Here is a 21,548-nt window from a genome sequence, read left to right on the forward strand (position 1 = left end):
GGCAGCTCCGATTTTGGAGTGAAGTTACGCAAGTCCTGACGTTGCGAAATCCCTGTGGGAGCGGATTCATCCGCGAAGAGGCCCGCACATCGATAAATTATCGTCGCCTGGAATGCCGCCTTCGCGAATGAATTCGCTCCCACCAGAATGACCATGAGCAGGCATTTAGCGTTGAAACAATGCGTCTAGAGTAGGCCTCTGGAGAGCGAGCATCAAGCGATGCACGTATGTAGGACCGGCTTTAGCCGGGAGGTCGCAAGGGCTGGCGATAGAGGTGTATCGACCGTGCCGACACCTCCCGGCAAAAGGCGGTCCTACAAGGTTCCTATTTAATCTCCCGCACAGGCTTGCCCCGCACCGGCCGTTCTCCGGCAACGAAATACGCCGCCGTGCTGCGCGGCAGCGGTTTGCGGCCACGGATCTTGTCGGCGATTTTCTCGGCGATCATGATCGTTGGCGCATTGAGGTTGCCGGTGGTGATGATCGGCATGATCGAGGCATCGACCACGCGCAGACCCTGCATGCCATGCACGCGGCCTTCGCCGTCGACCACAGCCATATCGTCGGTGCCCATCTTGCACGAGCAGGACGGGTGGAACGCGGTCTCGGCGTGTTCGCGGACAAACTTGTCGAGTTGCTCGTCGGTCTGCACCTCGATGCCGGGGCTGATCTCGCGGCCACGGTACGGGTCCAGCGCTGGCTGCTGCATGATCTCCCGGGTCAGGCGGATGCCGTCGCGGAACTCCTGCCAGTCCTGTTCGGTGGCCATGTAATTGAACAGGATGCTCGGGTACTCGCGCGGATCCTTGGATTTGATCTGCACCCGGCCACGGCTGGGCGAGCGCATCGAGCCGACGTGGGCCTGAAAGCCGTGCTCTTTCACGCCGTTGCTGCCGTTGTAATTAATCGCCACGGGCAGGAAGTGGTACTGAATATTCGGCCATTCGAATTCCGCACGGGAGCGGATAAAACCACCGGCCTCGAACTGGTTGCTGGCGCCAATGCCCTTGCCGAGGAACATCCATTTCGCGCCAATGGGTGGCTGGTTCCACCACAGCAACGACGGATACAGCGACACTGGCTGGGTGCAGGCGTATTGCAGGTACATTTCCAAGTGATCCTGCAGGTTCTGGCCGACCCCCGGCAGGTCATGAACCACGGGAATGTCGAGCTTCTTCAGCACTTGCGCCGGGCCGACGCCGGAGCGTTGCAGCACTTGTGGCGAGGCGATGGCGCCGCTGCATAGCAGTACTTCCTTGCGTGCGCGGGCCTCGGTCGGGGTATTGCTGTCGCCGACCAGATACGTCACGCCGATGGCACGCTTGCCTTCGAAGAGGATGCGATCGGTCAGGGCGTGGGTGACGATGGTCAGGGTCGTGCGTTTCTTCGCTTCGTCCAGGTAACCGCGCGCAGTACTGGCGCGACGGCCTTGCGGGGTCACGGTGCGGTCCATCGGGCCAAAGCCTTCCTGCTGATAACCGTTGAGGTCGTCGGTACGCGGGTAACCGGCTTGAACGCCTGCTTCGACCATGGCATGGAACAGCGGATTATTGCCGGCCTTGGGCGTGGTCACACTGACCGGACCGTCGCCGCCGTGGTAATCGTTGGGGCCGATATCGCGGGTTTCCGCCTTGCGGAAATACGGCAGGCAGTCGAGATAGGTCCAGTCTTCCAGGCCCGGCAACTTGGCCCAGCCGTCGTAGTCCATGGCGTTGCCACGGATGTAACACATGCCGTTGATCAGCGACGAGCCACCCAGGCCCTTGCCGCGACCGCACTCCATGCGGCGGTTGTTCATGTGCGGCTCGGGGTCGGTCTCGTAGGCCCAGTTATAGCGGCGGCCCTGTAGCGGAAAGGCCAGGGCGGCGGGCATCTGGGTACGGAAATCAAACCGATAGTCCGGGCCGCCTGCTTCCAGCAGCAGCACGGTGACGCCCGGGTCTTCGGTGAGACGGGCTGCCAGGGTGTTACCGGCCGAACCTGCGCCGATGATGATGTAGTCGTATTCCAAGAGATATCTCCATGGGGAGCTGCAAGCTGCAAGGAAAAGCAGTTCGCGTGTTGCTGCGGTCGATGAGCGGTAGTTCAAGCTGCGTTTGATCTGGCTTGCCGCTTGAAGCTTGTCGCTTGGAGCTTGGAGCTGCTTAAAAGACCGAGACGTACTCGCCCAACTCAACCTGCACCGACTTGATCCGGGTGAACTGCGCCAGCGAGCTGATGCCGTTCTCACGGCCCACGCCCGATTGTTTGTAGCCGCCGACCGGCATCTTGGCGTCGGACTCGCCCCAGGCGTTGATCCAGCAAATACCGGCTTCGAGCTGATGAATCACGCGGTGCGCGCGGTTCAGGTCGCGGGTGACGATACCGGCGGCCAGGCCGAACTCGGTGTCGTTGGCGCGGCGGATCACTTCTTCTTCGGTTTCGTAGCTGAGGATGCTCATCACCGGACCGAAGATTTCTTCGCGCACGATGGTCATGTCATCGGTGCAGTCGGTGAACACGGTCGGTGCGACGAAGGCGCCCTTGCCCAGTTCGCCTTCGCTCAGGCGTTCGCCGCCGCACAGTACGCGGGCGCCTTCTGCCTTGCCCTTGGCGATGTAGCCGAGCACGCTTTCCATATGGGCGAAGCTGACCAGCGGGCCGAAGTTGGTGTTTTCATCCTGCGGGTTGCCGACGCGTACGCGTTTGACGCGCTCGACGATCTTGGCTTCGAACGCGGCTTTCATCGAGCTGGGCACGAACACGCGAGTGCCGTTGGTGCAGACCTGACCGGAGCTGTAGAAGTTGGCCATCATCGCGGTGTCGGCGGCGCGGTCCAGATCGGCGTCGTCGAAAATGATCAGCGGCGACTTGCCGCCCAGTTCCATGGTCACGTCCTTGAGCGACGAGCTCGAGGCGCTGGCCATGACTTTCTTGCCGGTGTCGGTGCCGCCGGTGAAAGAGATTTTCTCGATGCGCGGGTGCTCGGTCAGCCAGGTGCCGACTTCGCGACCGCTGCCGGTCAGGACGTTGAACACGCCATTGGGCACGCCCGCAGCGGTGTAGATTTCTGCCAGCTTGAGGGTGGTCAGGGACGTCACTTCGCTGGGCTTGAAGATCATCGCGTTACCGGCAGCCAGGGCCGGGGCGGATTTCCACAGGGCGATCTGGATCGGGTAGTTCCAGGCGCCGATACCGGCGACGACGCCCAGGGGCTCGCGACGGGTGTAGATGAACGATGTGGTGCGCAGGGGGATCTGCTCGCCTTCGATGGCGGGCACCAGGCCAGCGTAGTATTCCAGTACGTCGGCACCGGTGACGATATCGACATAGCGGGTTTCCGACACGGCCTTGCCGGTGTCGAGGGTTTCCAGGTCGGCCAGTTCGTCGTTGCGCTCGCGAAGGATCTCAACGGCACGACGCAGGATGCGCGAACGCTCCATGGCGGTCATGGCGGCCCAGATCTTCTGGCCCTTTTCCGCGCTTTCCACGGCACGCTCCACGTCGGCCTGGCTGGCGCGCTGTACCTCCGCGAGGACTTCACCGTTGGCCGGGTTGATGGCTTCGAAGGTCGTGCCACTGGTGGCATCGACGTAGGCGCCATCGATGTAGAGTTTTTGCAGTTCGAAACGGGCCATAGAGTCCTCGCGAGATTCGTTGAGTTGCCGGGCGTGTCAGCGCATCAGTGCAGCGCCTTGGCCAGTTGGAAATCCATATATTCGTAAGCAATCTGCTGCGCCTGCTCGGTGTCGAAGGCATCCCCCGACAGCGCGCCGCGCAGCCATAATCCGTCGATCAATGCCGCCAGCCCCCGGGCCGAGGTGCGCGCCTGTTCCAGCGGCAGCACGCGGCGGAACTGGCAGCACAGGTTGGAATACAGGCGGTGATCGTTGATCCGCTGCAACCGGTGCAATGTCGGGTGGTGCATGCTGGAAGCCCAGAAGGCCAGCCAGGTTTTCATCGCCGGGCCGTTGACCTGGCTGGCATCGAAGTTGCCCTCGATGATCACTTGCAGATGCGACCTGGGGTTGTCATCGCGCAACGCCAGGCGGCGCAGGGTGACGCCCTCACTCAGGGCGCGCATCAGGTAACTCATGGTCGCCGCGATCAGGCCGTTCTTGTCCTGAAAGTAGTGGCTGATAATGCCGTTGGAGACCCCCGCCAACCGTGCGATCAAGGCAATGCTGGCATCGCCCATGCCCACCTGGTCCACCGCGCTGAGCGTGGCCTGGATCAACTGCTGGCGACGGATGGGTTGCATTCCGACCTTGGGCATAACGGTGTTTCTCCTTGTGTCCGGAGTCATTGCCTGGCCATTCAAGGCATTGGCCAGTCTAGGGTTTTTTTATTGAACGCTCAATCAACAAAAAACCATGGACGTGACAAAAAGCAGTTAACTGCGGTTTATCCGGTCAGCATCCGGCTGACGTCTGGTGTTACGTGTTGTTCTATGTAAGCGAGCTTTGAGAGGTAAATTGTGGGAGCGAATTCATTCGCGAAGGCGTTGTATCAGGCGATATAAATGCATCGAATGTACAGGCCTCTTCGCGAATGAATTCGCTCCCACAGAACTCGCTCCCCTCTGAATTCGGTCCTACATGATCAACCGTGATTCTTGCCCAGCAACGCGTGATACAGCTCGGTGTCGCCGAGGATGCCAACCACTTGATTGCCCTCTTGCAGCACCAGCTTGTTGCCGGTCTGGTAGCGAATCTGCAACGCTTCACGCATGCCGATATTGGAGTGCACGACGGTTGGACGACGGTCCAGGCCTTCTACCGCCTGGCCCGGTGTCCAGCTTTGCAGGTCGAACTGGGTCGCGCCCTGGCGTGCGCCCTGGATGGTGTTGCCATCCTTGAGGCTCAGCCACGAATCGCCGCCCGGATCCAGGCACAGCTCGCCGTTGACGCGGGTGCAGTTATCCACGGTGCGCATCAGGCTGCGGCCGCACAGTACGTTGAGCGGGTTGGTGTGGGCGACGAACGTACGCACGTACTCGTCGGCCGGGTTGAGGACGATTTCTTCCGGCACGCTGTACTGGATGATCCGGCCGTCTTTCATGATGGCGATACGGCTGCCCAGCTTGAGGGCTTCGTCCAGGTCGTGGCTCACGAAAACAATGGTCTTGCTCAGCTTGGCTTGCAGGTCCAGCAGCTCGTCCTGCAGACCCTGGCGGATCAGCGGGTCGAGGGCCGAAAACGGTTCGTCCATCAGCAGGATGTCGGCATCCATCGCCAGGGCGCGGGCCAGGCCGACGCGCTGCTGCATGCCGCCGGACAGCTCGTCCGGCTTCTTGTTGCGCCATTGGGTCAGGCCAACCAGTTCCAGCTTCTCGTCCACCAGCTTGCGCTGTTCTTTTTCCGGACGACCCTGCATTTCCAGGCCGAAGCTGATGTTCTCGCGAACGGTCAGCCAAGGCATCAGGGCGAACTTCTGGAACACCATGGCGATGCGCTTGGTACGCATCAGTTTCAGTTCTGCCGGGGTGCAGTGGGCGATGTCGATCTGCGCGCCTTCATGCTCGACGAACAGCTTGCCACGGCTGACGGTGTTGAGGCCGTTGATGCAGCGCAGCAGGCTGGACTTGCCCGAACCGGACAGGCCCATCAGCACGCAGATTTCGCCTTTCTCGACTTCCAGCGTGGCTTTTTCCACGCCGACGATCTGGCCGATCTGTTTCAGGATCTGCTCGCGGGTCTTGCCCTGGTCCAGCAGTTTCAGTGCTTCGCGTGGATCCTTGGAAAAGATCACATCGACGTTGTCGAATTTGATGATGCTCATGCGTCAGACCTCACCTTTGCGTCAGGTTGCTTGCAGATTCGGTCGAGCATGATTGCCAGCAATACGATCGCCAGGCCGGCTTCGAAGCCCAGGGCGATATCAGCGGTGTTCAATGCGTTGACCACGGGTTTGCCCAGACCGTCAGCGCCTACCAGTGCCGCAATAACCACCATCGACAGCGACAGCATGATGCATTGGGTGATACCGGCAGCGATGCTCGGCATGGCGTACGGCAGCTCGATGCGGGTCAGCAACTGGCGGCGCGAGGAGCCAAAGGCTTTACCGGCGTCGAGCAGTTCATGGGGCACATCGCGGATGCCCAGGTAGGTCAGGCGGATCGGCGCGGCGATGGCGAACACCACCGTGGAGATCAGGCCGGGTACCACACCCAGACCGAACAGGGTCAGGGTCGGGATCAGGTAAACGAAGGTAGGAACGGTCTGCATCAGGTCGAGGACCGGACGCATCGCCGTGTAGAACATCGGCTTGTGTGCGGCGACGATGCCCAATGGCACGCCGATCACTACACAGACCAGGGTCGCGAACAGCACTTGGGCCAGGGTCTCCATGGTTTCTTGCCAGTACCCCAGGTTGAGGATCAGCAGAAACGAAATGACGACAAAGGCGGTCAGGCCCCACTTGCGTTGAATGTAATGAGCCAGCAGTGCGATCAAGCCAATCAATACCAGCGGATTGAACCAGGTCAGGGCAAACGTCAGGCCGTGGATCATCGCTTCCAGGGTGGAGGCGATTGCGTCGAAGTAGTTGGCGCCGTGCCGCGTCAACCATTCGACGAAGGCGGCGATGTACTGCCCCAGGGGGAGTTTGTGATCAGTCAGCATGGTATCGATTGTCCACATACGGGAGAAAATTAGGACTGCAGGCGGGCGCACCCGCCTGTCATCCGGATTACTTCAGTTTGGCTTCGACAGCCTCCAGACCAGGCTTGCCGTCGATGGTGGTAACGCCGGCCAGCCAGGTTTTCAGCGTGTTCGGGTTCTGCTTGAGCCAGGCTTTGGCGGCAGCTTCAGGCTTCATCTTGTCGTCCAGGATGTTGCCCATCAGCGAGCTTTCCATGTCGACGTTGAATTCCAGGTTTTTCAACAGTTGACCGACGTTGCTGCATTCGGTGGTGTAACCCTTGCGGGTGTTGGTCGCCACGGTCGCGGCGCCAAAATCGGCCCCGAAGAAGTCATCGCCGCCAGTCAGGTATTGAATCTTGAAGCGCTTGTTCATCGGGTGTGGTGCCCAGCCGAGGAAGACCACGTCGGTGTCGCGTTTGGAGGCGCGATCAACCTGGGACAGCATGCCCGCTTCGCTGGACTCGACGACCTTGAAGCCGGCGTCTTTGAGGCCGAAGGCGTTCTTGTCGATCATGCTCTGGATCAGGCGGTTGCCGTCGTTGCCCGGCTCGATGCCGTAGATCTTGCCGTCCAGTTCCTTCTTGAACTTGGCGATATCGGCAAAGTCATGCAGGCCTTTGTCGTACAGCGCCTGTGGCACTGCGAGGGTGTATTTGGCGCCCGTCAGGTTGGTACGCACGGTTTCCACGGTGCCGGCATCACGGTAAGCCTTGATGTCGTTTTCCATGGTCGGCATCCAGTTCCCCAGGAACACGTCCATGTTCTTGCCGTCGGCGAGGGACTTGTAGGTCACCGGCACGGAAATCATGGTGGTCTTGGTTTTGTAGCCGAGCGATTCAAGGACCACGCTGGTCACTGCGGTAGTGGCCGTGATGTCAGTCCAGCCGACATCGGAAAAGTTAACGGTGCTGCACTGCGCCGGTTCGGCGGCCTGTGCCAGGACTGGCAGGCTGAGGGCTACGGCCAGCAGCAGTGATTGGGAACCTTTCATGGGTGGTGGACTCCTGTGGTGTTTTCTTCTCGTCATCAGCGCAGATGGCTGTGGCGGTTCTAGGTGTGGCAGCTAAGTGGCGACACTTTTTCACGACAGCTCTATCACTGCGCCGGCGATCGAGTCGGACCGATCATGTAACAGGGAAAATCAAACGCCTACAGGGGGGGTCGTAACCAGTACACAGGGGGTCGTATCCAGTGTTGGTGACGTCGCTTACAGATTTTTTCTCCGGGGCAAGGCTGGTTTTCCAGCGCCTTTGAGTCGAAAAGCGGCCCCCGCCTGTCGTAAACCGCTATGGCTTGACGCTCCCTGTCACGGGCGACGTTGCTGGGCATGAGTGAGTCGGTGTGAGACGTTGTGACGCAGGGCAAAAGCCCGATGATGCGGCCATTCCGACGGACGCGAGGCTCAGCGTAGCAGCTCCGTCGCCGGCTGCTTTGCGCGCCGGGAGTTCCGACCACAGAGGTTCATCAGCAATGGCTATCAGCGTTTTCGACCTGTTCAAGATCGGCATCGGCCCCTCCAGCTCGCACACCGTTGGACCCATGCGCGCCGCCGCGCTGTTCGTCCAGGGCCTGCGTGACAGCGGGCGACTGGCATCGGTACGACGGATCGAAGTGCGCCTGTATGGTTCGCTGTCGGCCACCGGCGTCGGTCACGGCAGCGACAGCGCAGTGATCATGGGCCTGATGGGGGAGTGGCCGGATGCCATCGACCCATCGCAGATCGGCCTGCGCATCGCCACCCTGCGTGAAACCGACACCTTGCTGCTCGACAACCGCCTGCCGATTCCTTTTGTCTGGCAGCGCGACATGTTGCTGCTCGACGAGAACCTGCCATTCCACCCCAACGCCATGACCCTGATTGCCGAAGGCGAGGGCGGTGAAGTGCATCGCGACACTTATTACTCGGTGGGCGGCGGTTTCGTCGTCGATGAAGCCCAGGCCGCCAGCGGTGTACTGGACATGGACACCACCGTGCTGCCTTACGACTTCTCCAGCGCCGAAGAGCTCCTGCGCCTGTGCCAGCAACATGGCCTGCGCGTGTCGGAACTGATGATGGCCAACGAGAAGGTGTGGCGTAGCGAAGATGAAATTCGCAGCGGCCTGATGAAGCTCTGGCATGCGATGCAGGATTGCGTCGAGCAAGGCCTCAAGCATGAAGGCATTTTGCCCGGTGGCCTAAACGTCCGTCGCCGTGCCGCCAAGCTGCACCGCAGCCTGCAGGAACTGAACAAACCCAACGTGATCGGCTCGACCCTCAGTGCCATGGAGTGGGTCAACCTGTTCGCCCTGGCGGTCAACGAAGAAAACGCCGCCGGCGGGCGCATGGTCACCGCGCCAACCAATGGCGCGGCCGGGATTATCCCGGCAGTGCTGCATTACTTCGTCAAATTCAGCGATGAAGTCAGCGAAGCCAATGTGGTCGACTACTTCCTCGCTGCGGCGGCGGTGGGCATCCTGTGCAAGAAGAACGCGTCCATCTCCGGTGCCGAAGTCGGCTGCCAGGGTGAAGTCGGTTCGGCTTGCGCCATGGCGGCAGCCGGTTTGGCCGATATCCTCGGTGCGACCCCTGAGCAACTGTGTAACGCTGCGGAAATTGGTCTGGAACACAACTTGGGCCTGACCTGCGACCCGGTCGGTGGTCTGGTGCAGGTGCCGTGCATCGAGCGTAACGCCATCGCCGCAGTCAAGGCGATCAACGCCGCGCAGATGGCCCTGCGCGGCGACGGCCAGCACTTTATCTCCCTGGACCGTGTGATCCGCACCATGCGCGATACCGGCGCCGACATGCACGATAAGTACAAAGAGACATCACGGGGTGGCTTGGCGGTCAGTGCGGTGGAGTGCTGATCGTTTGTAGATAAATTCAGTGGGAGCGAATTCATTCGCGAAGAGGCCAGTGCATTCGACGCTAATCTGTTGCCTGAACTTGCGCCTTCGCGAATGAATTCGCTCCCACAATTCGCGACCACAAGTTGAGCGCTCCGTCTTCGAACACCGTTGTATCCGCCCGCCACCTTTTGGCGCGCTTTACGTAATGTCACAGTGAAATCAGCGGTCTCGCCTGACGCCGCTCGTCACCCGTGAAGTGCAGTGACACTCCCTTTCGAGTCGCTGCCCGGCGCGTCACCCGAGTGCTACCGAAGTGCTCACCCCACAAGCATTTACACGGCTTGTAAATCCCATAGGTCGCTAATGATTGCATCTGGTCGCAGCTGACTAGACGCATCGCGACGTCGTTTTCAGGGTTTATTGAATGCACATTCAAGTTTAGGCACGACAATTGCGATGCATTGTGTAAAGCCCTGTTACGAGAAGGGCAATAAAACAAGAGCCCAGCCTGGGGCCTACAACCGCTTTGTGTGAGGAGATACGTGATGACTTCGTTCAATGCAGGGGCTCAACAGCCTCAGAACCGCGCACCACAATCCATCGGCTTCCTGCTGCTGGATAACTTCACGCTGATCTCCCTCGCATCGGCGGTCGAACCTCTGCGTATGGCCAACCAGTTGTCGGGCCGTGAGCTGTATCGCTGGACCACCCTGAGCGTGGACGGCGGGCAAGTCTGGGCCAGCGACGGCCTGCAGATCACCCCTGACGCCTCGATGCACAAGGCGCCGGCTCTGGACACCGTGATCGTCTGTGGCGGTGTCGGCATTCAGCGCACTGTTACCCGCGAACACGTCAGCTGGCTGCAAAGCCAGGCGCGTCAGTCCCGTCGTCTGGGTGCCGTGTGCACCGGTAGTTGGGCGCTGGCCTGTGCCGGCCTGCTCGACGGCTTCGATTGCAGCGTGCACTGGGAATGCCTGGCGTCGATGCAGGAAGCCTTCCCGCGTGTGGCCATGAGCACCCGTCTGTTCACCCTGGACCGTAACCGCTTCACCAGCTCCGGCGGCACCGCGCCGCTGGACATGATGCTGCACCTGATCAGCCGCGATCACGGTCGCGAACTGTCGGCTGCGATCTCCGAGATGTTCGTCTACGAGCGTATTCGTAACGAACAGGATCACCAGCGCGTGCCGCTCAAGCACATGCTCGGCACCAACCAGCCGAAGCTGCAGGAAATCGTGGCGCTGATGGAAGCCAACCTGGAAGAACCGATCGACCTCGATGAACTGGCGGTGTACGTCGCCGTCTCGCGTCGTCAGCTCGAACGCCTGTTCCAGAAATACCTGCACTGCTCGCCGTCGCGCTACTACCTCAAGCTGCGCCTGATCCGTGCACGGCAGTTGCTCAAGCAAACGCCGATGTCGATCATCGAAGTGGCTTCGGTCTGCGGCTTCGTCTCCACGCCGCACTTCTCCAAGTGCTACCGCGAATACTTCGGCATTCCACCGCGTGACGAGCGCGTAGGTTCCAACACCACCCAACAGGTGGCGATGATGCCGATTCCGCAAGCCATGGTTCTGGCGCCGCTGTCCGGGCCGATGTCGGCGCTGAGTCAGGCGCGCAATGAGTCGACGTTTGCGAGTGTGCGGTTGTAAGAAGGGCGAGTTAATGATTGCGGGAGCAGATGGATCTGCTCCCGGCTATCCGTGTGCCTCCTGATAGATAAGGGAGCAGCGGAGCTCTGGATCAGCCATGCTGCTGTTTGTAATGCGCCAAAGCCGGCAACAACTCCTTATCAATCGCCTGGCGCACCGCCGGCAGGATCGTCGCGCTGCCGGTCAGCAACTGCTCGACCATACGCCGCAGCGCCGTGGCGCGGTCCGCGGTCAGGCCGCAAACGGCCTGGGCGCAAGCCTGTTCAGCGGTGGCGCCGGACGGCATTTCGAAGCCAATGGAGCGCAGCTGGCTGATCAAGTCTTCCTGGTCAATCAAATCCACATGCATCATGAGCGCTGTTCCTTTCAATCGGGCTTGTCTCGATTCTGGTAGTACGACGTCCTGTCAGCAACCCCGAAAACCGCAGATGTCAGAGATGGCTATGGGTATGTCGTTTTCGACTAACTCGCTTGTCGGTACAGCGGGCACACTGGCTTCGCTCACCAGCGCGGGGCATGGTTTGGTCACCCTCTGCACCGCGTGGATTTCTCAGGCAACACCTCCAGCCCCGGTTTTGTGACGGCTTGACCGGGGCGTTTTTTTGCCCGGACATTTATGAAAACCACTGCTGCAAACACTTGGGCCTGACAGCCGAGCCTTACTCCGGGAAAATGTTGACGAATGTGTCTGCTCTGCCGCCGCCGGGTTTTGCTAAACTGCCGGGCCTTGCAGGAGTCGCCATGAATTACCGTCACGCCTTCCACGCCGGCAACCACGCCGATGTGTTCAAACACCTGATTCTGTCCCGCCTGATCGCCCTGATGGCGCGCAAGGAACAGCCATTCGCTTATATCGACACCCATGCGGGCCTTGGGCTGTATGACCTGCAAGGCGATCAGGCCACGCGCACCGGGGAGTGGATCGAGGGTATCGGCCGCCTGTGGGACGCCGACGACCTGCCGGAGCTGGCCGCCGACTACATGAACGTGCTGCGCCGCATGAATCGCAAGGAAGACAGCCTGCGTTATTACCCCGGCTCCCCGGAACTGGCCCGGCGCCTGACCCGCTCCCAGGACCGTGTGTTGCTCAACGAAAAGCACCCGGAAGACGGGCAACTGCTTAAAGACAACATGAAGGGCGACCGCCGCGTGGCCGTGCATCTGGGCGAAGGCTGGCATGTGCCACGGGCCTTGCTGCCGGTGGCCGAGAAGCGTGCGGTGATGTTGATCGACCCGCCGTTCGAACAGCTTGATGAAATGAAGCGCTGCTCCGTGGCCCTGAAAGAGGCCATCGGCCGTATGCGTCAGACCGTGGCGGCGATCTGGTATCCGGTCAAGGATCAGCGTCTGCTCAAGCGTTTCTATCAGGACCTGGCCGAAACCGGCGCGCCGAAGTTGCTGCGGGTGGAGCTGCATGTGCATCCACTCGATACCCCGGCCAGCCTCAACGGCTCAGGCCTGGCCATCGCCAACCCGCCTTGGGGGCTTGAGGAAGAGTTGCGCGAGCTGATGCCGTATCTGGCGCAGAAACTGGGCCAGACCAAGGGTGGCTGGACGATGGATTGGTTGATTGCTGAGTAGCGTGAAGCCGGTCTTTACCTGTAGGAGATCCCGCCCCGTCTACGACGCCGCGCTGTCATGCAGCAAACACTAACCGAGGCAGGAGCAAATCTTGTGGGAGCGAATTCATTCGCGAAGAGGCCGGTACATTCGCCGCATCTTCATCGCCCGGAGCACCGCCTTCGCGAATGAATTCGCTCCCACAATTCACGCCATCATATGGCGCCGCTTGATCGGTGCCTGTCAGTTCCCCGCCAGGCTCGGCGGCATGCACACACCCGTTCCGCCAATGCCGCAATAACCCTGAGGGTTCTTGGCCAGGTATTGCTGGTGGTAGGCCTCGGCAAAGAAGACGGTTGGGGCCTGGTCGATTTCGGTGGTGATCTCGCCGAGCCCGGCTTTGCTCAGTTCGGCCTGGTACACCGCGGCGCTGGCCTTGGCGGCGTCGAGTTGTTCCGGCGTGGTGCAGTAGATCACCGAGCGGTACTGGGTGCCGATGTCATTGCCCTGGCGCATACCCTGGGTCGGGTTGTGCAGTTCCCAGAACATGGCCAGCAGTTCGTTGTAGCTGATGATTTCCGGCTCGTAGACCACCAATACCACTTCGCTATGACCGGTCAGGCCCGAGCAGACTTCGTCGTAGGTCGGGTTCGGCGTGAAGCCACCGGCATAGCCGACCACGGTGCTGACCACGCCGTCTTTCTGCCAGAAGCGCCGTTCCGCACCCCAGAAGCAGCCGAGGCCGAAAATGGCGAAATCGACGTTGGCAGAGAACGGGCCGAGCAGCGGGTTGCCGTTGACGAAATGGGTTTCCGGCAGGGACATCGGGGTTTCGCGGCCCGGTAGTGCTTGTTCTTTGGTGGGCAGGACGTTTTTGTTCACAAGAATTTCCGAACGCAGGGCCATGAACCATTTCCTCTGTGGGGTGGTGGTCTGGACGAATGACATATGCTGAAGCTGACTTTGTGGGAGCGGATTCATCCGCGAAAGCGGTATTTTAGGCGCTGAGGATGTATCAGATGCACAGGCCTATTCGCGAATGAATTCGCTCCCACAATCAAGAGAGGGGTAGTTTGCCCGAAATATCCGGATACGGGAAAGCGGTCAGTCCGACGGCCCGCGTGGATAGCGGCGCAGTTTCTCGATCAGTTCTTCGCCGGGGATCGGTCGGTCGAACAGGTAGCCCTGGCCGACATCGCAGCGATGGCGGCGCAGGAAGGCCAGCTGGGCGGCGGTTTCGATACCTTCGGCGACGACCTTGAGCTTGAGGTTGTGGGCCATGGCGATGACCGCCGAGGTGATTTCCATATCGTCCTGATCATCCGGAATATCACGGATGAAGCTGCGGTCGATCTTGATCACGTCGATGGGGAATTTCTTCAGGTAGCTGAACGACGAGTAGCCGGTACCGAAGTCGTCCATGGCCAGGGACAGGCCGAGTTTCTTCAGCGAGTCGAGTTGCTGGCGGGTGTCTTCGGTGGCTTCGAGCAGCAGGCCTTCGGTCAGCTCAAGCTCAAGCAGCGACGGGTCGAGTTTTTCTTCCTTGAGAATGGCGGCAATCGAGGCCACCAGCTCCGGGTCGGAGAACTGTTTCGGGGAAACGTTGATCGCTACCTGCAGGTTGCCGAAACCGGCGGCGGTCAGGGCCTTGCTCATGCGGCAGGACTCCCGGGCGACCCATTTGCCGATCGGGATGATCAGGCCGGTTTCTTCGGCCACGCTGATGAATTGGTCCGGACGTATCATGCCCTTTTCCGGATGGTTCCAGCGCAGCAATGCTTCCATGCCCAGCAGGCGGCCGGTGAGCAGGCACAGCTTGGGCTGATAGAAGACTTCCAGTTCGTTCTGGGTCAGGGCGCGGCGCAGGTTGTTCTCGACGAACAGCTTGTAGCTGGCTTCGGCGTTGAGGGCTTCGGTGAAGACCTGGACCTGATGCTTGCCGTTGGCCTTGGCCTTGTGCAAGGCCAGACCGGCGTTGCGCATCAGGGTCTGCGGGTCGCGACCATGCAACGGCGCGCAGGCCAGGCCCACCGAGCCGGTGACGCTGATCAGCTGGTTGTCGACGAACATGGGTTTGTCGAGAGTCATCAGCACCTGGCTGGCGATGCGTTGGCCAGCGTCGGGGCCAGTGTGGTCCAGCAACACAGCGAATTCGTTACTGGCAAAGCGCGCCAGCACGTCGGTGGAGCTGAGGCTGTTGCGCAGGCGCCGGGCCAGGCTGATCAGCAGTTTGTCGCCGGTCTGGTGGCCGAGGCTGTCGTTGATGCGCTTGAAGTTGTCGATGTCGACCAACAGCAGGCTCATGGGCGTATCGGCATCCCGGGCGAAACGCTCGTCGAGATTGCGGATGAACGCCGGGCGGTTGCCCAGATTGGTCAGGTTATCGGTGTAGGCCAGGCGTTCGATGCGCTGCTGCGCGAGCTTGCTCTGGGTGATGTCTTCGTAGATGCCGATGTAGTGGGTCAGCTCGCGATTGTCGCCATAGACCTTGGAGATCGACAGCTGGCCCCAGTAGGGTTCCAGGTTCTTGCGGCGGCTCTTGAACTCGCCTTGCCAGCTGTTGCTGGTGCTCAGGCTGGAGTTGGCGTCGAGCAGCAGCTCACTGAGGTTTTCCAGGGCCGGCAGCTCGGAGAGCTTGTGGCCGTGGACTTCATCGGTGCTGTACTGGGTGATCGCGGTAAAGCTTGGGTTGACGTACTCGACCACGCCGTCGCAGTTGACCAGCAAAAAGGCGTTGGCGCTTTGCTCGACCGCACGCTGGAACAGATGCAGGGCACTGGTGGCGCTGCGCCGGTTACGGTTGTTGATGACTTGGGCGAAGTGGTCGGCCAGCTCACCGGCAAAGGCGATTTCATCCGAATGCCAAGGGCGCGGCAGGCCTTTCTGCTCCAGGCAGAGTACGCCGACCACCTGGCCGTCGATACGAATGCTGGCATCGAGAATGGCGCTGGTGTCGCTGGGCGTCAGGCCGTGGGCGATTTCCCGGGTGCGCGGGTCGTGCTCGAAATCGTTGGCGTCGATGGCGCGGCTGTTGTGCAGCGCTTCCAGATAGGAAGGGTAGTGGCTGACATCGATGGGCTCGGCGACATGGTATTCGCCGCTGGCGAGGCTGAAGCCGGCAATCGGCTCCAGCATCTGACCGTTGAGGTTCCACACCCTGGCGCCGGCGATGTTGTAGATCTGGCAGGCGCTCTTGGTGATCAGTCGCGCGGCTTCCTGCACCGGATCATCAGTGCTGTAGCGATGACGTGCCAGACGCAGGATCAGGCCCTGCTGGGCGCGTACGCGCTCCAGGTGCTCGAGCTGTTCCTGTTGCGCGCGCTGATTGAGTTCCAGGGCGATCTGCAGACGGTTGTTCTGGGTTTCCAGATCCGGCTCGCCATTGGCGACGCTGGTGTCAAACAATTCATCGACGACGATCAGGTAGCCACGCAGCAACTCGCGGTTGTGCTGTTTATAGCCTTCGCCGATTTCCAGGATGCCCAGCGGGCCTCTAGTGGTGTGCAGGGTGTAACGGACCAGGTAATAGGGGGCGGTGGCCAGTTGCAGCTGCACGGCGTCGTGCTGGGCATAACGAGCTTCGGGTTCCATGAGGCTGGCGTAGGGCGAACCGACCAGAGCGCAAAGCTCGACGGCGGGCATGCCGAACTGCTTTTCGCAGTTGGGGTCCAGGTACAACAAGGCCCAATTGGCTTCATTCAGCCGTTCGAAACGCAGCATGCCGAGGCGCGAGGGCACCGGCAGTTGCGTCACTACCTCGGCAGCCGTTCTTCCGGCTGCATCGGGTTGGCTTTTCATGAAGAAACTCGCTTTCGGAATTCTGGTCGCGCGAGGGCGTAAGCCCGTTTCGAGGTCGCGTGTGGCAAGGTTGCATCATGCGGAGCGGGCTGACAAGTCGGCGCAATGGCTCAGTGCTATAAATGTGTCGGCCATTTGTGCCGGATCTGGAGCGCAGTTGGTCGGAACGCTGATGGCATAAGGCCTCCATGAGTAATGGCGGCGATTTGTCGCAGTAATATTCGAGGCAAAAAAAAGCCCCGCCAGACGGCGGGGTTGAGGTTCGAGCGTGGCAGCTCGGTGAAACAGTGAGGCGTCTCCGTAATCGGCGCAAATCCTGTGGGACCGGATTCATCCGGGAAGACGGCGGTCCAGGCGACAGGTATGTGTCGAATGTACTGGCCCTTTCGCGAATGAATTCGCTCCCACATTTGCATCTGCGACAACAGGTATTGCGCTTACAACAGGATCGTACGGATATCAGCCAGCAGGTCGCTCAGACGCTTGGTGAAGCGTGCGGCGGCGGCGCCGTTGATGACGCGGTGATCGTAGGACAGCGACAGCGGCAGCATCAGCTTCGGCTGGAAGGCTTTGCCGTCCCATACTGGCTGCATGGTGGCCTTGGACACACCCAGGATCGCCACTTCCGGCGCGTTGACGATCGGCGTGAAGCCGGTGCCGCCAATGTGGCCGAGACTGGAGATGGTGAAGCAGGCACCCTGCATTTCATTGGCCGACAGCTTCTTGGTACGGGCTTTCTCGGCCAGTACAGCGGCTTCGGCGGCCAGTTCCAGCAGGCTTTTCTTGTCGACGTCTTTGATCACCGGGACCAGCAGACCGTCCGGGGTGTCAACGGCGAAGCCGATGTTCACGTATTTCTTGCGGATGATCGCTTTGCCGCTCGGAGCCAGAGAAGCGTTGAAGTCCGGCAGTTCCTTGAGCAGGAAGGCGCAGGATTTCAGCAGCAACGGCAGGATGGTCAGCTTGACGCCGGCTTTTTCGGCAACGGCTTTCTGCGCGACGCGGAAGGCTTCCAGGTCGGTGATGTCGGCCTGGTCGAATTGCGTGACGTGCGGAATGTTCAGCCAGCTGCGGTGCAGGCCGGTGGCGCCCAGTTGCATCAGGCGCGTCATCGGCACTTCTTCGATTTCGCCGAAACGGCTGAAGTCGACTTCCGGAATCGGCTGGATGCCCATGCCGCCGCTGGCGCCGCCAGCGGCTGGAGCTTCCTTGGCCTTGTGCATCATGGCCTTGACGTAAACCTGCACGTCTTCCTTGAGCACGCGACCGTGCGGGCCGGTAGCCGTGACTGCGCTCAGCTCGACGCCGAACTCACGAGCCAGCTGGCGTACTGCCGGGCCAGCGTGGACCTTGGCGCCGTCTTTGGCCGGAGCAGCAGGTGCTGCAACAGGTGCCGCAGCTGCAGCGGCCGGAGCGGCTGGTGCTTCAGCTTTTGCCGCAGGCGCGGCGGCCGGTGCAGGAGCCGCAGCAGCCGGAGCGGCTGCTGGCGCTGCGCCCGCGACTTTCAGTTGCAGGATCAGGTCGCCAGTACCGACTTCGTCTTCGAGCTTGACGCTGATGCTCTCGACCACGCCCGCTGCTGGAGACGGGATCTCCATCGAGGCTTTGTCGGATTCCAGGGTGATCAGGGATTGATCGGCTTCGATGCTGTCGCCGACCTTGACCATCAGTTCGATGATCTTGGCCTTGCCGGACGAGCCGATATCCGGCACATGGATGTCCTGCACGGTGGCAGCAGCAGGTGCGGCAGCCGGAGCAGGCGCAGCGGCCGGAGCCGGATCAGCAGCAGGTGCGGCGGCAGCAGGAGCCGGGGCGGCGGCAGCGGCTGGAGCAGCGGCGGCTTCGCCTTCCACTTCCAGTTCGAACAGCTCGTCGCCTTCTTTCAGGCGATCGCCCAGCTTGACCTTCATGGCCTTGATGACACCGGACTTGGGCGCAGGGATTTCCATGCTGGCCTTGTCCGATTCAAGCGTCAGGACGCTCTGGTCAGCTTCGATGCGATCACCGACCTTGACCATCAACTCAATGACTTCACCTTCACCGTTGCCGATGTCGGGTACACGAATCAGTTCACTCACAATGTCTCTCCTTCGGAGAACCTGTTCATTCTCGGCTGCACTGCCTGAGGGTAGTTGCAACAAGACAGCTTGGGATGCTCATGACCCCGTAAAAATCTGGGGAAATTCCGCATCGTTCGGCTGTCTTGCGCCCTTGTGGCCGCGCGTTATGCGATGTTGACCAGACTCTTAGCAGTCCAGTGGGTTGCGTTTTTCCGGGTCGATGCCGAACTTGGTGATGGCTTCCGCCACTACTTTAGGTTCGATGTCGCCACGGTCGGCCAAGGCTTCGAGGGCGGCCAGCACGATGAAGTTGCGGTCCACTTCGAAGAAGTGACGCAGTTTCTTGCGGCTGTCGCTGCGGCCGAAACCGTCAGTGCCCAGGACTTTGTATTCCTTGGTCGGAACCCACTGACGGATCTGGTCAGCGAACAGTTTCATGTAGTCGGTCGATGCAATCACCGGACCTTTACGGCCGCCCAAGCACTCTTCAACGTAGCTCAGCGCTGGCTTCTGGCCAGGGTGCAGGCGGTTGTTGCGCTCTACAGCCAGACCGTCGCGACGCAGTTCGTTGAAGCTGGTAACGCTCCAGACGTCAGCGCCAACGTTGAATTGCTCACGCAGGATTTTCGCCGCTTCGCGAACTTCACGCAGGATGGTGCCCGAGCCCAGCAACTGGACGTGGTGCGCCGCTTCCTTTGTGTCTTCTTCGAGCAGGTACATGCCCTTGACGATGGCGGCCTCGACACCGGCCGGCATGGCAGGTTGTACGTAGGACTCGTTCATCACGGTCAGGTAGTAGAAAACGTCCTGTTGCTCTTCGAACATCTTCTTCATGCCGTCCTGGATGATCACCGCCAGCTCATAGCCGTAGGTTGGATCGTAGGTGCGGCAGTTCGGGATGGTCGAGGCCAGCAGGTGGCTGTGACCGTCTTCGTGTTGCAGGCCTTCGCCGTTGAGCGTGGTGCGACCGGCAGTACCGCCGACCAGGAAACCACGTGTGCGGCTGTCGCCAGCGGCCCAGGCCAGGTCACCAATACGCTGGAACCCGAACATCGAATAGAAGATGTAGAACGGGATCATCGGCTGGTTGTGGCTGCTGTACGAGGTACCGGCAGCGATGAAGGAGGACATGGCGCCCGCTTCGTTGATGCCTTCTTCGAGGATCTGGCCCTTCTTGTCCTCGCGGTAGAACATCACTTGCTCTTTATCGACTGGCTCGTAGAGCTGGCCGACGGAGGAGTAGATGCCCAGTTGGCGGAACATGCCTTCCATACCGAAGGTACGGGCTTCGTCCGGGATGATCGGAACGATGCGCTGACCGACTTCCTTGTCCTTGACCAGTTGCGAGAGGATCCGCACGAAAGCCATGGTGGTGGAGATTTCACGGTCGCCAGTGCCGTCAAGGATTGCCTTGAGGGTTTCCAGTGGCGGGGTCGGCAGGCTGAAGCTGGAAGCGCGACGCTGTGGCACGAAACCACCCAGGGCGGCGCGACGCTCGCTCAGGTAGCGGGCTTCGGCGCTGCCTTCTTCTGGTTTGAAGAACGGCAGTTTTTCCAGGTCGGCTTCGGACACCGGAATGTCGAAACGGTCACGGAAGCTGCGCAGGCTGTCGACGTCGACTTTCTTGGTGTTGTGCGCGGTGTTCTTCGCTTCACCGGCGCCGGTGCCATAACCCTTGATGGTCTTGGCCAGGACAACAGTCGGTTGACCCTTGTGGTTAACGGCCTGGTGGTAGGCCGCGTACATTTTGTACGGGTCGTGGCCACCGCGGTTGAGCTTCCAGATCTCGTCGTCGGACAAATCAGCAACCATCGCCTTGAGTTCAGGCGAGTTGAAGAAGTGTTCACGTACGAACGCGCCGTCCTTGGCTTTGTAGTTCTGGTACTCGCCGTCGATCACTTCGTCCATGCGACGTTGCAGGATGCCGTCGACGTCTTTTGCCAGCAGGGAGTCCCAATGACGGCCCCAGACCACTTTGGTGACGTTCCACTGAGCGCCACGGAACACGCCTTCGAGTTCCTGGATGATCTTGCCGTTGCCGCGAACCGGGCCGTCGAGGCGCTGCAGGTTGCAGTTGATGACGAAGATCAGGTTGTCGAGTTTTTCACGACCGGCCAGGGCGATGGCGCCCAGGGATTCCGGTTCGTCGGTTTCGCCGTCACCCAGGAAGCACCAGACTTTCTGCTTGCCTTCCGGAATGTAGCCGCGATGTTCCAGGTACTTCATGAAGCGCGCCTGGTAGATCGCCTGGATCGGGCCCAGCCCCATGGAAACGGTCGGGAACTGCCAGAAATCTTTCATCAGCCACGGGTGTGGGTAAGACGACAGGCCTTTGCCGTCGACTTCCTGACGGAAGTTGTTCATCTGCTCTTCGGTGATGCGGCCTTCCATGAACGCACGGGCGTAGACGCCTGGCGATGCGTGACCCTGGAAGTAGATCAAGTCGCCGCCGTGTTCGTCGGTCGGGGCCTGGAAGAAGTAGTTGAAGCCGATGTCATACAGCGTGGCGCTGGAGGCGAAGCTGGAGATGTGGCCGCCCAGATCCGGGTCGTTCAGGTTGGTCTTGACGACCATGGCCAATGCGTTCCAGCGCACCAGCGAGCGAATGCGGCGTTCCATGAACAGGTCGCCAGGCATGCGTGCTTCGTGGGTGACAGGAATCGTATTGCGGTACGGCGTGGTGATGGCGTAAGGGAGTTGCGAGCCACTTCTGGTGGCGAGCTCACCCATACGGGTCATCAGGTAGTGAGCACGGTCTTCGCCTTCTTTGTCGAGAACCGATTCCAGGGCGTCCAGCCATTCCTGGGTTTCGACGGGATCGAGGTCTTGCATGGCTTGCTCCAGGGCGGAAAGGCTTCCAGAATCGGTTGCCTGAGTTTGCGACTGGCCTTGTGGGCAGACGACATAAATTCTTGGATGACCGGAGGTTGTACCGGCGTCGTGTAGTTTTACTACAAATCGTCGACCATTTCAGCCTTTCGAAAACTGTGGTCAGTAGTAAAACTACAGAGAAACGCTGTAAAAGC

The 21,548-nt window shown here is 60.5% G+C and carries 14 protein-coding genes; 3 read left to right on the top strand and 11 right to left on the bottom strand.

Translation table 11 applies throughout. The features are described 5' to 3' along the window. Positions 1-325 precede the first annotated feature (325 nt). From betA to M2401_RS16295, 6 genes are all read right to left on the bottom strand, one after another. A complete protein-coding gene (betA, locus tag M2401_RS16270; RefSeq protein ID WP_259104361.1) occupies positions 326-2,011 on the bottom strand; it encodes a choline dehydrogenase in 1,686 nt (561 codons plus the stop codon). A gap of 133 nt (positions 2,012-2,144) precedes the next feature. After that, on the bottom strand, positions 2,145-3,617 hold the full coding sequence (gene betB, locus M2401_RS16275; protein WP_259104363.1) for a betaine-aldehyde dehydrogenase: 1,473 nt from the start codon (positions 3,615-3,617) through the stop codon (positions 2,145-2,147). 44 nt (positions 3,618-3,661) lie between these two features. After that, positions 3,662-4,255 (bottom strand): transcriptional regulator BetI, encoded by a 594-nt coding sequence (betI, locus tag M2401_RS16280; protein WP_259104365.1) that lies wholly within the window; start codon positions 4,253-4,255, stop codon positions 3,662-3,664. Positions 4,256-4,581: 326 nt separating this feature from the next. Next, entirely contained in the window at positions 4,582-5,760 is a 1,179-nt protein-coding gene (choV, locus tag M2401_RS16285; RefSeq protein ID WP_259104366.1) for a choline ABC transporter ATP-binding protein, read from the bottom strand. Further along, positions 5,757-6,602: a choline ABC transporter permease subunit gene (choW, locus tag M2401_RS16290; protein WP_259104368.1), complete on the bottom strand. Its 846-nt coding sequence runs from the start codon at positions 6,600-6,602 to the stop codon at positions 5,757-5,759. Before choW ends, choV begins: the two co-directional genes overlap by 4 nt. A 67-nt stretch (positions 6,603-6,669) precedes the next feature. Further along, positions 6,670-7,614 carry a choline ABC transporter substrate-binding protein gene (locus M2401_RS16295; protein ID WP_259104369.1) on the bottom strand — a complete coding sequence of 315 codons (945 nt, stop codon included), beginning with the start codon at positions 7,612-7,614 and terminating at the stop codon, positions 6,670-6,672. Between the two features lie 479 nt (positions 7,615-8,093). Here M2401_RS16295 and M2401_RS16300 point away from each other — a divergent pair, with 479 nt between their 5' ends. Beyond that, positions 8,094-9,470 (top strand): L-serine ammonia-lyase, encoded by a 1,377-nt coding sequence (locus M2401_RS16300; protein WP_259104371.1) that lies wholly within the window; start codon positions 8,094-8,096, stop codon positions 9,468-9,470. 527 nt (positions 9,471-9,997) lie between these two features. Then, complete coding sequence (locus tag M2401_RS16305; RefSeq protein WP_259104372.1) at positions 9,998-11,104, top strand: GlxA family transcriptional regulator; 1,107 nt, start codon at positions 9,998-10,000, stop codon at positions 11,102-11,104. Between the two features lie 91 nt (positions 11,105-11,195). Here the strand turns inward: M2401_RS16305 and M2401_RS16310 are convergent, their stop codons facing one another. Then, on the bottom strand, positions 11,196-11,456 hold the full coding sequence (locus M2401_RS16310) for a hypothetical protein (protein ID WP_259104373.1): 261 nt from the start codon (positions 11,454-11,456) through the stop codon (positions 11,196-11,198). A 389-nt stretch (positions 11,457-11,845) separates the two neighbouring features. On the opposite strand from M2401_RS16310, the gene M2401_RS16315 reads away from it, so the two are divergent. Next, complete coding sequence (locus tag M2401_RS16315; protein ID WP_259104374.1) at positions 11,846-12,685, top strand: 23S rRNA (adenine(2030)-N(6))-methyltransferase RlmJ; 840 nt, start codon at positions 11,846-11,848, stop codon at positions 12,683-12,685. 222 nt (positions 12,686-12,907) lie between these two features. On the opposite strand, the gene msrA is transcribed toward M2401_RS16315, so the two are convergent. The 4 genes from msrA to aceE all read right to left on the bottom strand — a co-directional run bounded on the left by msrA (position 12,908) and on the right by aceE (position 21,354). Next, positions 12,908-13,570 carry a peptide-methionine (S)-S-oxide reductase MsrA gene (msrA, locus tag M2401_RS16320; protein WP_259104375.1) on the bottom strand — a complete coding sequence of 221 codons (663 nt, stop codon included), beginning with the start codon at positions 13,568-13,570 and terminating at the stop codon, positions 12,908-12,910. A gap of 198 nt (positions 13,571-13,768) precedes the next feature. Beyond that, positions 13,769-16,462: a bifunctional diguanylate cyclase/phosphodiesterase gene (locus tag M2401_RS16325; RefSeq protein WP_259104376.1), complete on the bottom strand. Its 2,694-nt coding sequence runs from the start codon at positions 16,460-16,462 to the stop codon at positions 13,769-13,771. Positions 16,463-16,899: 437 nt separating this feature from the next. After that, on the bottom strand, positions 16,900-18,540 hold the full coding sequence (gene aceF / locus M2401_RS16330) for a dihydrolipoyllysine-residue acetyltransferase (RefSeq protein WP_259104377.1): 1,641 nt from the start codon (positions 18,538-18,540) through the stop codon (positions 16,900-16,902). 168 nt (positions 18,541-18,708) lie between these two features. Further along, entirely contained in the window at positions 18,709-21,354 is a 2,646-nt protein-coding gene (gene aceE / locus M2401_RS16335; protein ID WP_259104378.1) for a pyruvate dehydrogenase (acetyl-transferring), homodimeric type, read from the bottom strand. Positions 21,355-21,548: the final 194 nt, after the last annotated feature.

The sequence above is a fragment of the Pseudomonas sp. JUb42 genome (genome assembly GCF_024807945.1).
GTDB lineage: Bacteria > Pseudomonadota > Gammaproteobacteria > Pseudomonadales > Pseudomonadaceae > Aquipseudomonas.

What these genes read in the sequence shown, in the direction of transcription:
- betB (WP_259104363.1), bottom strand. Translation starts at nt 3,617, where the DNA reads ATGGCCCGTTTCGAACTGCAAAAACTCTACATCGATGGCGCCTACGTC.
- betI (WP_259104365.1), bottom strand. Translation starts at nt 4,255, where the DNA reads ATGCCCAAGGTCGGAATGCAACCCATCCGTCGCCAGCAGTTGATCCAG.
- choV (WP_259104366.1), bottom strand. Translation starts at nt 5,760, where the DNA reads ATGAGCATCATCAAATTCGACAACGTCGATGTGATCTTTTCCAAGGAT.
- choW (WP_259104368.1), bottom strand. Translation starts at nt 6,602, where the DNA reads ATGCTGACTGATCACAAACTCCCCCTGGGGCAGTACATCGCCGCCTTC.
- M2401_RS16295 (WP_259104369.1), bottom strand. Translation starts at nt 7,614, where the DNA reads ATGAAAGGTTCCCAATCACTGCTGCTGGCCGTAGCCCTCAGCCTGCCA.
- M2401_RS16300 (WP_259104371.1), top strand. Translation starts at nt 8,094, where the DNA reads ATGGCTATCAGCGTTTTCGACCTGTTCAAGATCGGCATCGGCCCCTCC.
- M2401_RS16305 (WP_259104372.1), top strand. Translation starts at nt 9,998, where the DNA reads ATGACTTCGTTCAATGCAGGGGCTCAACAGCCTCAGAACCGCGCACCA.
- M2401_RS16310 (WP_259104373.1), bottom strand. Translation starts at nt 11,456, where the DNA reads ATGATGCATGTGGATTTGATTGACCAGGAAGACTTGATCAGCCAGCTG.
- M2401_RS16315 (WP_259104374.1), top strand. Translation starts at nt 11,846, where the DNA reads ATGAATTACCGTCACGCCTTCCACGCCGGCAACCACGCCGATGTGTTC.
- msrA (WP_259104375.1), bottom strand. Translation starts at nt 13,570, where the DNA reads ATGGCCCTGCGTTCGGAAATTCTTGTGAACAAAAACGTCCTGCCCACC.
- M2401_RS16325 (WP_259104376.1), bottom strand. Translation starts at nt 16,462, where the DNA reads ATGAAAAGCCAACCCGATGCAGCCGGAAGAACGGCTGCCGAGGTAGTG.
- aceE (WP_259104378.1), bottom strand. Translation starts at nt 21,354, where the DNA reads ATGCAAGACCTCGATCCCGTCGAAACCCAGGAATGGCTGGACGCCCTG.